This window comes from Rhodopseudomonas parapalustris, from assembly GCF_053772255.1.
In genome coordinates, this window is sequence record NZ_JAMKBZ010000010.1 from 62,134 (window position 1) to 75,216 (window position 13,083).

The 13,083-nt window shown below is 64.7% G+C and carries 13 protein-coding genes; 5 read left to right on the plus strand and 8 right to left on the minus strand.

Going from position 1 to position 13,083, the window contains the following annotated elements:
- Window positions 1-118: 118 nt before the first annotated feature.
- The 4 genes from recF to rpsT form a co-directional block, all read right to left on the minus strand.
- Complete coding sequence (gene recF, locus M9H71_RS11170) at window positions 119-1,258, minus strand: DNA replication/repair protein RecF (RefSeq protein ID WP_455405094.1); 1,140 nt, start codon at window positions 1,256-1,258, stop codon at window positions 119-121.
- Between the two features lie 199 nt (window positions 1,259-1,457).
- Window positions 1,458-2,576, minus strand: a complete 1,119-nt coding sequence (dnaN, locus tag M9H71_RS11175) for a DNA polymerase III subunit beta (RefSeq protein WP_455405095.1) — start codon at window positions 2,574-2,576, stop codon at window positions 1,458-1,460.
- A gap of 241 nt (window positions 2,577-2,817) precedes the next feature.
- A complete protein-coding gene (dnaA, locus tag M9H71_RS11180) occupies window positions 2,818-4,236 on the minus strand; it encodes a chromosomal replication initiator protein DnaA (RefSeq protein WP_455405096.1) in 1,419 nt (472 codons plus the stop codon).
- A gap of 1,240 nt (window positions 4,237-5,476) precedes the next feature.
- Window positions 5,477-5,743 (minus strand): 30S ribosomal protein S20, encoded by a 267-nt coding sequence (gene rpsT, locus M9H71_RS11185; RefSeq protein WP_164602720.1) that lies wholly within the window; start codon window positions 5,741-5,743, stop codon window positions 5,477-5,479.
- Window positions 5,744-6,101: 358 nt separating this feature from the next.
- Here rpsT and M9H71_RS11190 point away from each other — a divergent pair, with 358 nt between their 5' ends.
- From M9H71_RS11190 to M9H71_RS11200, 3 genes are all read left to right on the plus strand, one after another.
- Window positions 6,102-6,419, plus strand: a complete 318-nt coding sequence (locus M9H71_RS11190; protein WP_455405097.1) for a hypothetical protein — start codon at window positions 6,102-6,104, stop codon at window positions 6,417-6,419.
- Between the two features lie 173 nt (window positions 6,420-6,592).
- Window positions 6,593-7,249 (plus strand): peptide-methionine (S)-S-oxide reductase MsrA, encoded by a 657-nt coding sequence (gene msrA, locus M9H71_RS11195; protein ID WP_455405098.1) that lies wholly within the window; start codon window positions 6,593-6,595, stop codon window positions 7,247-7,249.
- Window positions 7,250-7,401: 152 nt separating this feature from the next.
- Window positions 7,402-8,043: a polysaccharide biosynthesis/export family protein gene (locus M9H71_RS11200; RefSeq protein WP_455405099.1), complete on the plus strand. Its 642-nt coding sequence runs from the start codon at window positions 7,402-7,404 to the stop codon at window positions 8,041-8,043.
- Window positions 8,044-8,073: 30 nt separating this feature from the next.
- Here the strand turns inward: M9H71_RS11200 and M9H71_RS11205 are convergent, their stop codons facing one another.
- A complete protein-coding gene (locus tag M9H71_RS11205) occupies window positions 8,074-8,745 on the minus strand; it encodes a dienelactone hydrolase family protein (protein WP_455405100.1) in 672 nt (223 codons plus the stop codon).
- A 58-nt stretch (window positions 8,746-8,803) separates the two neighbouring features.
- A complete protein-coding gene (locus M9H71_RS11210; protein WP_455405101.1) occupies window positions 8,804-9,172 on the minus strand; it encodes a hypothetical protein in 369 nt (122 codons plus the stop codon).
- A 216-nt stretch (window positions 9,173-9,388) separates the two neighbouring features.
- Between M9H71_RS11210 and M9H71_RS11215 the strand changes: the two genes are divergently transcribed.
- Window positions 9,389-10,492, plus strand: coding sequence for an HD domain-containing phosphohydrolase (locus M9H71_RS11215; protein WP_455405102.1), 1,104 nt, complete (start codon window positions 9,389-9,391; stop codon window positions 10,490-10,492).
- A gap of 113 nt (window positions 10,493-10,605) precedes the next feature.
- On the opposite strand, the gene M9H71_RS11220 is transcribed toward M9H71_RS11215, so the two are convergent.
- Complete coding sequence (locus tag M9H71_RS11220; protein ID WP_455405103.1) at window positions 10,606-12,192, minus strand: AMP-binding protein; 1,587 nt, start codon at window positions 12,190-12,192, stop codon at window positions 10,606-10,608.
- 260 nt (window positions 12,193-12,452) lie between these two features.
- On the opposite strand from M9H71_RS11220, the gene M9H71_RS11225 reads away from it, so the two are divergent.
- Window positions 12,453-12,722: a DUF3551 domain-containing protein gene (locus tag M9H71_RS11225; protein WP_455405104.1), complete on the plus strand. Its 270-nt coding sequence runs from the start codon at window positions 12,453-12,455 to the stop codon at window positions 12,720-12,722.
- A gap of 97 nt (window positions 12,723-12,819) precedes the next feature.
- Here M9H71_RS11225 and M9H71_RS11230 read toward each other — a convergent pair whose 3' ends face one another.
- Window positions 12,820-13,047, minus strand: coding sequence for an FmdB family zinc ribbon protein (locus M9H71_RS11230; protein WP_455405105.1), 228 nt, complete (start codon window positions 13,045-13,047; stop codon window positions 12,820-12,822).
- Between the last annotated feature and the right edge of the window lie 36 nt (window positions 13,048-13,083).

Here is a 13,083-nt window from a genome sequence, read left to right on the forward strand (position 1 = left end):
CGGCATCCAAGCACTTGAAGAAATGGGGATTTTTGGCGCCGTTGCAAGGCCCCTGAAGGCCGATTCGAGGCCGGCTGCGAAGGCCGGCACAAGCGTCCTCGTTGAACCTTTCAGGAGCTCACTGGCGAGGCGTGATTCGTCCGTTCTCGACCGCGAAAATCGCCGACGCCGCGCCGATCTCGGCGAATGCCAGAGGGTCGGCTCCGGTCATCCAGACCTGTGCGCCGAGCCTTTCGAGCTCGGCGAACAAGGCCGCGCGGCGCCCGGGATCGAGATGCGCCACCACTTCGTCGAGCAGCAATAGGGGCGTGATCGAGGTGGTTTCGGCGACGAGCTGGGCGTGCGCCAGCACAAGGCCGATCAGGAGCGCCTTCTGTTCGCCGGTCGAGGCATCACGCGCCGGCATCGCTTTGGGCGCGTAGATCACCTCGAGATCGGTGAGATGCGGGCCGTCGAGAGTGCGGCCGGCGGCTGCGTCGCGGCTGCGGTTGTCGCGCAGGATGGCGCGGTAGCGGTCTTCCACCGCAGTGGCCGGCTCGGTCGCGAGCGCGTTTTCCATCCAGCCGTGCAGCATGATCTTCGCCGACGGAAACGCCGAAATGGCGCCGCGGGCATCGAGCATCGCGGCGAGCTTGGTGGCGGTCTGGCCACGCTGCGCCGCGACGGCAATTGCGAGTTCCGCAGTTTCCCGTTCGATCGCATCGAGCCAATGCGAGTCGGCGTTGCGGACGTCTTCCAGGAGGCGATTGCGCGAGCGCAGGCTGCGGTCGAGGGCAGAGACGCGGGCCGAATGCCCGCTGTCGATCGCCAGCACCAGGCGGTCGAAAAACCGCCGCCGCTCCGAGGCTGCGCCCATGAATAGCCCGTCCATCGCCGGTGTCAGCCACACCATGCGCAGATGGTCGCCGAAAGCCGCCGCGGAGCCGACCGGTTCACGGTCGATGCGGCAGCGCCGTGTCGTCGCCGCATCGCCCCGCGGCGGCTCGATGCCGGTGCCGAGGGTGGCCAGGCCGAACGCGCCTTCGACCTCCGCCGACACCGCCCAGGAGCCGTCGCCTTCGTGGTCGGCGACCTCTTCCAGCCTTGCTCGCCGCAGGCCGCGGCCCGGCGACAGAAGCGAGATCGCCTCCAGGCAGTTGGTCTTGCCGGCGCCGTTTGGGCCGACCAGCACGACCTGATCGCGCTGCGTCGACAGCGACGCGGTCCGATAGTTCCGGAAATGCGTCAGCGTCAGGCGGGTGATGCGGGCGGGGGTCATGATGAGGGTGTCATTGCCGGGCTTGACCCGGCAATCCAGCGTCCGCGCCAGCGGACAAGATTATCGTCGAGATCCTGCGACGTCTCGCTGGCCGCAACGCTTGAGTCACACGAAGAAGATGGATTGCCGGGTCAAGCCCGGCAATGACGAATTCGGCTCCAACCGGGCGACGACGATGGTGCTATTGAAGCGGCCCGTATTACACCCGCATCGGCATCAGCACGTACAGGGCGTTTTTGGAATCGCGGTCTTGGATCAGTGTCGGCGAGCCGGGGTCGGCGAGCTTGAGCACCGCGACTTCGCCTTCGATCTGCGCAGCGATGTCGAGCAGATAACGGGAGTTGAAGCCGATATCGAGCGGGTCGGAGGCGTATTCGACCTCGAGCTCTTCGGTGGCGCTGCCGGAATCCGGATTGGTCACCGAAAGCACCAGCTTGCCGGCACTCAGCGCCAGCTTCACGGCACGGCCGCGCTCGGAGGAGATCGTCGAGACGCGATCGACCGCGGCCTCGAAGTCCTTCTTGTCGACCAGAAGTTCCTTGTCGTTGTTCTGCGGGATCACCCGGCCGTAATCGGGGAACGTGCCGTCGATCAGCTTGGAGGTCAGCACGACATTGCCGAGCGTGAAGCGGATCTTGCCGGTCGATAATTCGAGGCCGATCTCGGCCTCGGTGTCTTCGATCAACCGTTGTACTTCGCTTACGGTTTTGCGCGGCACGATCACGCCCGGCATGCCGTCGGCACCGCTCGGCAGCGTCAGGTCGAGCTGCGCCAGCCGGTGGCCGTCGGTGGCGACCGCACGCAGGGACGGAGTGGTGGCGCTCGCCGCGGTGTGCAGATAGATGCCGTTCAAATAATAGCGGGTCTCTTCGGTCGAGATCGCGAACTGGGTGCGATCGATCAGCCGCTTGACGTCCGAGGCCGGCAGCTTGAAGGCGTGGCTCATCTCGCCGGCGGCGAGATCGGGGAAATCGCTTTCCGGCAGAGTCTGCAGGGTGAAGCGCGAGCGCCCGGCCCGGATCGCCAGCACCGAACGGTCGCCGTCGCTTTCCAGCACGATCTGCGAACCGTCCGGCAGCTTGCGGACGATGTCGTAGAACATGTGCGCCGGCACCGTGGTCGATCCTGCGGTCGCGGTCTCGGCCGGCAGCGTCTCGGTGACTTCGAGGTCGAGGTCGGTGGCCTTCAGCGCGAGCTGCGCGTTCTCGGCGCGAACCAGCACGTTGCCGAGGATTGGAATAGTGTTGCGGCGCTCGACCACGCGATGGACGTGGCCCAGCGACTTGAGCAGTTGCGCGCGTTCAACCGTGACCTTCATTACAAAACCCGCCTGATCCGCGCCCGCATCGTATGATGAAGCTGCCGGCTATATTGGAAAGGCCCGGCGGCCTCGTGCGGCGCCGCGGCAAGTTGGCACCCGCAAGGTCGCCCGGACCCGCGGGGGGTCGCAGGTTGGCGTGGTTGTGCGGCGGACGCAAGAGTGGGCGACCGCCGTCACCTCAATTTCCCCGACATTCGGGCCGGAAAATCGTGCCAGCCGTAGCTGCTTGCCGTCTCGCTTATTCCTGAAGCTGGCGCTTCAGCGATTCGACCTCGTCCGACAGGCTGGTGTCCTTGGACACCAAGCCTTCGATCTTGCGGACCGCGTGCAGCACCGTGGTGTGGTCGCGTCCGCCGAAGCGGCGGCCGATCTCCGGCAGCGACCGGAGCGTCAGCGTCTTGGCCAGATACATTGCGACCTGGCGCGGCCGCACCACATTGGCGGTCCGGCGCGACGACAGCAGGTCGGAGCGGCTGACGTTGTATTGCCGCGCGACGATGCGCTGGATGTCTTCGATCTTGATCCGCTTCGGCTCCGAGGGGCGGATCAGGTCGCGCACCTCGTGCTCGGCCATTTCCAGCGTCACCGGCTGATTGTTCAGCTTGGAATGCGCGAGCAGGCGGTTGATCGCGCCTTCGAGGTCGCGGCCGTTATGGGTGATGGCGCGCGCAAGATATTCGAGCACCGGCTGCGGCACGTCGAAGCTGGCGTGATGGGCGCGAGCCGCGACCACGCGCGAGCGCAGGATGCCGAGCCGCAGGTCTTCGCCGAGCGGTGCCATTTCGACCACGAGGCCGCCGGCAAGACGCGAGCGCACCCGCTCGTCGAGGCTTTCCAGATCAGACGGCGGTCGGTCGGCGGCGACCACGACCTGCCGGCCCGCGTCGATCAGCGCGTTCAAGGTGTGACAGAATTCGGCCTGGGTGGTCTTGCCCTGCAGGAACTGCAAGTCGTCGATCACCAGCACGTCGATGCCGCGCAGCGCTTCCTTGAATGCCAGCGAGGTCTGCGTCTTCAGCGCGGCGACGAAGCCGTACATGAACTTCTCGGCAGTAAGATACAGCACCTTGCGTTCGTTGCCGGCATTGCCGGCCCAAGTCACCGCCTGCAGCAGGTGGGTTTTGCCGAGACCGACGCCGGAGTGAATGTACAGCGGGTTGAACATCACCGGATCGCCGCGGCGGCCTTCGGCCACCTGCTTGGCGGCGGCATGCGCCAGCGTATTGGAACGGCCGACGACGAAGCTCGCAAACGTCAGGCGCGGATCGAGCGGCGAGCCGCCGAGCGCGTCGTGATTGGCCGACACCGGTGCGGCGCCATTGCCACGCTCGCCAGCCGGCCGCTGTTCGTCGCGACGGTTCTCGACCGGCGCCGGGACGTCCTTGGCGGGCGTCGCACAACGCACCGGAGATCGTACGGTGAGATCGATGCGATTGACCTCCGGCATTTCAGCCTGCCAGCACGACAGTACCTTGTCGGAGTAGTGCGTCTGAATCCAACTCTTCAGGAACCGGGTCGGCACCGACAGGTGCACGCTCTCGTCTTGAACGCTTTCGAGATCCAACCGCGCGAACCAGCTCGAATAGACGTCCTCCCCGACGCTCGAGCGCAAGCGGCCCTTCACGCGTGACCAGCGTTCCTGTTCCATGTTCGACATTTCAGCAGCTTTTCAGTTCCAGAGTGACGGGCCATCGCAGCGGCGAGCCATGACGGCTCACGCCGTCGCTGCGACCAGCGAGACGATTTCGGCCAATGCTCTTCCGTTTCGGCTGAAGTAGCCGACGTCAGATCAGGGCCGACGAGAGATGGAAATAAGGATCAGCTCAGTGGAGGACTCGACGGATAGACCGGAGCATGAGCGCAGCAACGACCATTGAAAAACGAATGTCCCGCGATCGCGGAGAATTCGACCGGAAGATCGGCAGGTTCGAATGATACGTCGAATTCGGTGCTCATGAAACCTCCCCCTCTCGCCGCGCTCGCGCGCGGCCAGACGTCGCCAAAACAAGACCCGTCTCGATGCTATCCAAGACCGCGTTCGTCAGCCGCAGGATCGCCGATGTCGTCGTTCGCCCGGAAGCCACTCGCATCGCGAAGGCATCCACATGAATTCAGACACGGCTTCGCCAGCCTCATATTGCTATGAGTTGCAGTTCGACCGTCATTTGGAAAAGCCACCAACATGCATACCGCCGCCGATTTGCATGTCCGCCCTTGGTTCTCAAACCGCTCTGATCTGAAGAGCCGTGGGCGTCGCGGGTGGACTATGAAAACCACGACGGCTCCTCCGCTGCAATGGATATGATTCCGAGGGGAGGGTGAAGATTTCGCCTCGAGCGCGGATGAAACAGGCAACTAATCAATTCCGCTTCGGCAAGATTTTGAATCTGTGCACAGATTCGATGTGTGCTCGGTGCGTGACATTTCGGCCGCGTACCTAAAAGAATTTCATGAATCCTTTACCTTTGGCCGCCGGGGGAGTGCGTTTTCCAAACGGTCGTCTGTGCTTTGCCGATAAGTGGTTCGCTCGCCGCAGATTTTCGTGTGCGCTCGGACAGGGTAACCCTTGTCACAAATGACTGCGTAGTTGCACGGGGAGGCGCGCGCCGAAAGTCAAGCGAGTCGCGCAGGCGTCCGAGTTCCTGCTGTGCCGCAGCGGCTTTTTGAGCTGCACGTCAAGTCGGGTTGACGGTTGTCGGCGGAGTGTTTCGGAACGAGGCAGGTCGCAGTGGTCGCGCGCGGGATTCGGTTCAAGTTTTGAGCGAGCGCGTCGCAATTACTCGGCAACTACACCAGAGGAGGGAGAGCGCGCGTATCCGCGCGGCGCGAGCCGTCGCCGAAAAAGAAAATGCCCGGCGAAAGCCGGGCATCGAAACCATCGAAGATGATGGTGAGAATTACTTCGCCAACTTGGCGATGCTGTGCGTCAGGCGCGATACCTTCCGGCTCGCGGCGTTCTTGTGAATGATGTTGCGCTGCGCTGCGCGCATCAGTTCCGGCTCGGCGCGGGCCATCGCCTTGAGCGCGGCCTCGCGGTCGCCGCTGGCGATCGCCTGTTCGACGGTCCGGACCGACCCGCGCATCTGAGTCCGACGCGACTTGTTCACCGCGGTGCGCCGGGCGATCTTGCGGGTCGCTTTCTTGGCGGAAGACGTATTAGCCATGATCTCTCAAATCCTGCAGCGGCCTCTGCTCGAGCGGCCGGGGCTGATTGGCGAAGCCGCTCGAATGCGTCACGCCGTGTGTTCCGGATGTTGCTGAAGATGCTCCCGGAGCCGACACGGCCACAATCCGCGGCGCCGCCCAAAGAACAGCGGCGGCAGGATCGCCCCCACCGCCATCGGCCGCCTTATACTGGCAGTGCTTTCCAGCGTCAACGGGGACGCGCGGCCAAGGTGCCGGCCCGTGCCGGTAGGGAGCCCGTCCGACGCCCTGGAACTGCTCCAACCCACTGGCGAGGTTGAATTCCGGCGTTCCGCCCGGTAAGCCCGGCTCGGGGCTGAGGCAATCGGGGTGGTTGAGATGATCCGCGGCTTATTTCGGCTGATCGGCCTGCTGTTTCTGACCGGAGGGTTCATTTTCCTGGTCTACGATGGCGCGCGCTCGGTCGCCGACAATTCGGTGCAGTGGACCAAGCTCGGGGATTTCTGGAACGACATCCACCAGGCCAGCCAGCAGTCGTTTCGCGACTGGCTCGAGCAGACCGCTCCCTGGCTGTGGGACCATGTTGCCAAGTTCGTGCTGGCGCAGCCGACCTTCGCGGTGCTCGGCGTGATCGGATTGGCGCTGATGCTGCTGTTCCGCCCGCGCAAGCCGTTGATCGGCTATGCCCGCGACTGACGGGCCGGCCACGACGTAACAATCTCGCCGCCGCTGCGAAGACGCCTATATCTATCCTGAAATTGAGTTGAGAGCCGATCGCATCAGCGCCACGCTGGGGTCGGCTGTCGCCATCATGGATGCGCGGTCCGCGCGGCGCCCCGCCGTTTGCGACCGCGCCGGGAGGGTCTTCGATGTTCTTCATGCGCAAATCGACCGCGATGCCGAGTGCCGCCGACGCGTTGCCGGGTCGGCCGATGCCGATCCCGACGGCGCGCACGCATTTCGTGAGTGGCCACCGGCTGCAGCCGCCTTTCCCCGAAGGCCTGCAGCAGGCGGTGTTTGGACTCGGCTGCTTCTGGGGTGCCGAGCGCAAGTTCTGGCAGCTCGGCGAAGGCGTCTACACCACCGCGGTCGGCTACGCCGGCGGCTTCACGCCCAATCCGACCTATGAGGAGGTCTGCTCGGGTCGGACCGGCCACACCGAAGCAGTGCTGGTGGCTTTCGACCCGGCCAAGATTTCTTACGACACGTTGCTGAAGACCTTTTGGGAAAGCCACGACCCGACCCAGGGGATGCGGCAGGGCAACGACGTCGGATCGCAGTATCGCTCGGCGATCTACACTTTTGGGGACGATCAGAGCCGGGCGGCCGAAGCCTCGCGTGCCGCTTATGCAACGGCGCTGAAGTCGAAGGGCTACGGTCCGATCACCACCGAGATCGCGCCGTCAGGTCCGTTCTATTACGCCGAGGACTACCACCAGCAATATCTCGCCAAGAATCCTGGCGGCTATTGCGGACTCGGCGGCACCGGCGTGTCGTGCCCGGTCGGGGTTGGCGTCGCCGTCTGATTCCTGCGCCCGTCTGCCGCTCTGCCTGCGGCGGCAGATGGGGCGGGGATGCCGCCTCCTTGGGACAACCGTGAGGCGAGCCTCCAACCCAAACCGTTTGTTAACCCTAACGGGGCATAAACAAAGCCGTCTCGTGAGTAGGGATGGCTCCAGTGCGTGTCGTAGGCGCGTTTCAAGTATCGATGATCATCGTGGCGACTGCGCTTGCGCTCGGCGGCTGCATGCGCCGGTCGGGGCCGGTCGTCATGGTGCAGCCGCAGAACACGCTCGACACCATTGCCTATGGCGGCCGCGTTCCGCCGATGGCCACGGCCTATGCACCCAACGGTCCGGAGCCGGCGTACCGGCTCGATGCCGGCGATCGGTTGCGCGTCGTGGTCTACGGTCAGGAAGGGCTCACCAACACCTATTCGATCGACGCGGCCGGCTCGATTACCATGCCGTTGATCGGCGCAGTGCCGGCGCGTGGTCGCACGCCGGCAGGTCTCGCCGCCGAGATCACCGCGCGGTTGCGCCGCGGCTTCATCCGCGAGCCGTCGGTGGCGGTCGAAGTCGAGTCCTATCGGCCGTTCTTCATCCTCGGCGAAGTGACCGCACCCGGCCAGTATCCGTATGTGCCGCATATGAGCGTCGAAAGCGCCGTCGCGATTGCCGGCGGATTCACCCCGCGGGCTCAGCGCGATCGCGTGACGGTGACGCATCCTGAAGCCGGCGGCACGGTACGCGAAGTGGTGCCGCTCGGCACCCCGCTCAGCCCCGGTGACACCGTCTATGTCGGCGAACGCTGGTTCTGATCGGCGCTTCCGGGCAGCCGTCGACGAGGCTTACTTCAGGTGTGACGCGAAGAACGCTAGGCTGCGCTGCCAGGCGAGGTCCGAGCTCGGCTTGTCGTAGCTCGCCCGTTCGTCGCAGCCGAAGCCGTGCTGCGCGCCCGGATACACCAGGATCTCGACCTCCGGCCGCTTGGCCCGGATCGCCTCGACGTCGCTGAGCGGAATCCCGGAATCGTTCTCGCCGAAATGCAATTGTGTCGGCACCAATGGCTCGTCGTCGGCGAAGCGGACGATCGCGCCACCATAATAGCCCACCGCAGCTTTCAGGCCGTGAAGCTTGGTGGCTGCCGCATAGGCGACGCTGCCGCCGAGACAAAAGCCGATGATGCCGACCGGGCCGACCGCCCGAACCGCGTCGATCGCCGCCTGGGTGTCGCGCAGCATCGCGGGCCAATCCGGATTGGCGACGAACTTGCGCGCCACCGCGATCTCTTCGGGTGAATAGCCGCTTTGGAAGTTGCGCTCCGTCCGGTCGAAGATCGACGGCGCAATGGCCACGTAACCTTGCGCGGCGAGTCGATCGCAGACGTTGCGGATGTGATGATTGACCCCGAAGATCTCCTGAATCACCACGATTGCGGCTTTCGGCGCGCCGGTCGGATCGGCTCGATAGCCTCCGAACTCGAAATCGTCTGCGGCCTTCAGCGTGATGTCGTGTCCCACGGGCGATCCCCTGCGTTGTGATGACGATGAATTCGATCGAGACGGGGGCGGACGGGCGCTATCGCCACATCCAGTTGCGGCCCCAGTCCCCCTTCCAGCCGGCCAGCCGGCCGTGGCGGAACTGCAGATACAGCCGGTCTTTGCGGTCGAAGAACCCGGTGCCGCCCTGGGTGCGGATCACCAAATAGGTCTCGTTGCCGGGCCGGCCGCCGACATAGTTGAGCGGCATGCCGAGCGCGGCCGCCGCCTCGGTGGCATCCATGCCGAATACCAGCGGCGTCGTATTGGACAAGGTCGCGACGAACGGCGGCGCGAGGTTCGCCGCGGGCTGCTGAGCGCAGGTCGGTGCGACCGATAGCAGCAGCGCGCCAGCGGCGATCGTTGCGGCGCGTAGCGAAGGTGCGATCGCAAGCAGTGTCGCAGTCATCTGTCCTCGTTCTGTCCAATTCAAGATGGCGATCTGGCGCGCATCATACCGATGCGCCCTACGAGCGCGAGCCCTCGCATAATCACGGTTTTGACATTGTATCAAATGCGCGCCGCGATGGTCACCGCTCGTTAACAACGCCCGTTAATCTCAAGGAACCAGTTTCTCCTTAGTGTATGAACATTGCCTGCCCAAAGCATCGATCCGGTGGTCTGTATGAATGCGTTAGCCCGACAACCCGCGACCAACCCCGCGCCGCGCCGACGTTTGCTGCTGGCGTCCGATCGTCGCGATCGCAGTGTCGACATCGCGGGTATTCTGGCGAGTGTGGCGGAGGTCGAGACCGTGCCGACGGCGCAGTTGCCCGACGCGCCGGCGCGCGATCTGTCCGGTATCGTTGTCGACATCAATCTGCGCTCGGCGGACAGCGTGCAACTGGTTCGGCGCAAGCTGCTCGGCGGAGCCTATCAGCCGATGCCGCGGTTGTTCGTGCTCGCCGACGAGTTGCATCACGGTTCGATGCAGGCGTGGGCGCTCGGCGCCACCGACACCATTGCCCGTCCGTTCGATCCGCGCGACCTGTTGCAGCGGATCCGCTCGGCGTTTCCGGACCCCTCCGAAGACACCGCGACCGCGCGCGCCGAAGCACTCAGCGATGGCGTCACCGCCGCCCACAAGGTGCTGGTGAAGATGTTCGAGCGGCTGCACGGCAAGCCGCTGACGTTTCATGACGTGATGCAGGCGGAAGGCCCGATCCTGAGAGCGATCAAGCGATCGTCGCTGCGCGAGTGGCTCGCCACCGTCGGCCGCCATCACGACGAAAGCTATCGACTCTGCCTGTTCGCGACCGGCTTTGCGGTCGCATTCGCGCAATATCTCGGCATGCGCGAGGAAGATCAGCGTCGGCTGACCCGTGCAGCGCTGCTGTACGACGTTGGCAAAGCCTATGTGGACGTGTCGGCGCTGGACAATCTCGACAATCTGAAGGGCGATGCGCTGCGCGAATTTCGCGAGCATCCGCGGCTCGGCTACGAGGCGCTGGTCGCGGAAGGCAGCTTCCCGCGCGAGACCCTCGATGTCGTGCTGCACCATCACGAACTGCTGGATGGTTCCGGCTATCCGGACGGACTGCGAGGCGACCAGGTCGCCGACATCGTTCGCATCACCACCATCGTCGACATCTTCGCGTCGCTGGTCGCGCCACGCAAGAATCACGCGCCGATGTCGCCGCTGCAGGCCTTCATCGCGATGGAGAACATGGGCGGCAAGCTCGATCAACGCCTGCTACAGGCGTTCCGCCCGGTGGCGATGGGCGGCTGATACCAACTGGTGGTTCCGGGGCGTGCCAAGCACAAGCCCGGAACTCTTTTCATCAATCTCCGGATTCCGGGGTCGCGCCTCGCGGCACGCCCCGGAGTGACGTGAGGGATCGATTAGTCCGTCAGCATCTTGCGGAGTTCGGCTTTCGCCACCTTCTCCAGCGTCGATCGCGGCATGTCGTCGACCAGGCGGATTTCGCGCGGGCGCTTGAAGTCGGCGAGCGCTGCGGCGCAGGCGGCCGCAATGCGGTCGGCGAAATCCGGCGGCGCCGCGGCGACGCCGCCCTGCGGGATCACGAATACCACCGGCACTTCGTCGAGCATCGGGTGCTTCTTGGCCACCACCGCGGCCTCGCGCACGCCCGGCACGGTGATCACCACCTGTTCGATCTCGGAAGCGGCAACGTTCTCGCCGCCGACCTTCAACATGTCCTTGGCGCGGTCACCGAATCTGATGGCGCCGTGTTCGAGCAGCGTGACGCGGTCGCCGGTGATGAAGTAACCGAATTCATCGAAGCTGTCGCGGGTCGCGCTCTCGTTGTGAAGATACTCCTTGAACAGCGACAGCCCCGGCACGCCCTTGATCAGCAGATTGCCGGTGTCGCCGACCTTGGTGGGCGTGCCGTCGTCACCGACAATGCGAAGCGCGTATTCGGGCGCGGCGCGGCCGATCGTCATCGGCGCGTTGGGCTGATCGGCTTCGGCGATGATGCCGTGGGTGATGGTTTCGGTCATGCCCCACCAGCCGATCGTCTTGACCCCGAACGAGGCGAACACCGGCGGCTCGGCGACCGCGGTGCCCCACATCCGGAACTGATGCGAGGCCGGCCGCTCCTGATCGAGCAGCGCTTTCAGGCAGAACGCGATGGTCGAGTTCCAGGTGCAGCCGTGTTCGGTGGCGACCTTCCAGTAGCGGCTCGCCGAGAACCGCGGCTGCACCACCACGGTGCCGCCGACCCACAGCGTCGACAGCATCGAATAGGCCAGCGCATTGGTGTGGAACAGCGGCAGATACAGCAGGTGCACGTCGTCGGCGCGCAGCGTCTGGTGCGCAGCGTTGATCTTGGCGCCCCATAACGCGTTGGCGTGGGTCCACAGCACTGCCTTCGGCCGCGACGTGGTGCCCGAGGTGTACTGCACGCTGCACGGCGCCAGCGGGTCGGTGGAACGGCGCGGCCGGTCGGCGCTGTCGCCGAACAGGCTGTCGAACGAATCCCCCTTCGCGACCGGCTGCGCGGCGACTGCCGCGCCGGGATCGTGTCCGATCACCGCGATCCATTTCAGCTTCTTGCAATTGGCGGCGACGAGATCGGCATATGCCGGCTGAGTAATCGCGGCGACTGCGCCGCAATGCTCGGCGAAGTACTCGATTTCTGCGGCGGCCGAGCGGGTATTGGTGGTGACCGCGATCGCGCCGAGTTCGGTGCAGGCGAACCAGGCGAGCAGGAATTCGACGCAATTGTCGAGATGGATCAGGAGGTAGTCGCCCGGCTTGATACCTCGCTTGGCGAGGCCGGCGGCGAGTGCGCCGACGCGGTCGTGGAATTCGCCGTAGCTCCAGCGCCGCGACGAGCCGTCGAACGGCGCCCAGATCACGAACGGATGCTCGCGCCGCGCTTCGGCGTGCAGCTTCAAAAGCCACGGCACATCCATTCCGTCGAACGGAGTTACCACTCCCGGCGCCTCGATCGCTTGCGGCATCGCTTCTCTCCCGAAAGGTGCGGATTCCCCCGCACTCGTTGATTTTTCGCACGGTGGCAATTGCCGCCGTATCGCCCGCATCTATCGTCTGCTTCGGCCCCGAGCTTGTGCCATCGCCCGGCCCGTGGCGCAATTCGACCGATCCGAATGCCGGCATGCGACAACGCGGCACCTGCCGGGGGCCGGAACGTTCGTTGCTGCGTGTCGTTGGCTGCTCATGACGGCACGGTGACGTGCCCCGCAACACAGGAGACATCACGATGAAAGCTCTGGCCTTGACCGCGATGGCGCTCGGCGCAGTGGGTGCCGCGCAACTGATGACTGCCAAGCCCGCGATGGCGCAGGTGGAATATCCGTACTGCAAGCAGGGTGCGCAGCAGGGATTTCCCGGCAATTGCAGCTTCGTCAGCTTCGAAGCCTGCCGCTATTCGGCGCAGGGCACCGGCGGCAACTGCGTGGCGAATCCTCGCTACAGCGCCTGGAGCGGGTACCGCGCTTACGATAACGCCTATGGCTATTACGGCGACTAATCTAACGCGGGTGCGGGCCCTGGTCGCTGTATGCGACCGGGCTCAGCGCATCTGACCGAAACGGTCTTCTGATGATGACGCGATCGTCAGCGCTCGCTCAGCCGCGACGCTCCTTGCGGCTGTAGTTCGAGAAATGCCCCTCGCGCGCAGCTTGGGCACGAGCCGATTTGATGATTCCTTGGCTCTTACCGGGCGCGGCGGGACGGCAGACCAACCGTTCCATGCGCCGGCTGCCGCAGGACGGACAGCGCGGCTTGTCGTCGAAGCCGACCAACAACTCGCTGTCCTTGTCGCATTGCTTACAATGGAAGCCATAAAGCGGCATCGCGACACCTCCTGAATTCCGTCAGGCATTGCTTTG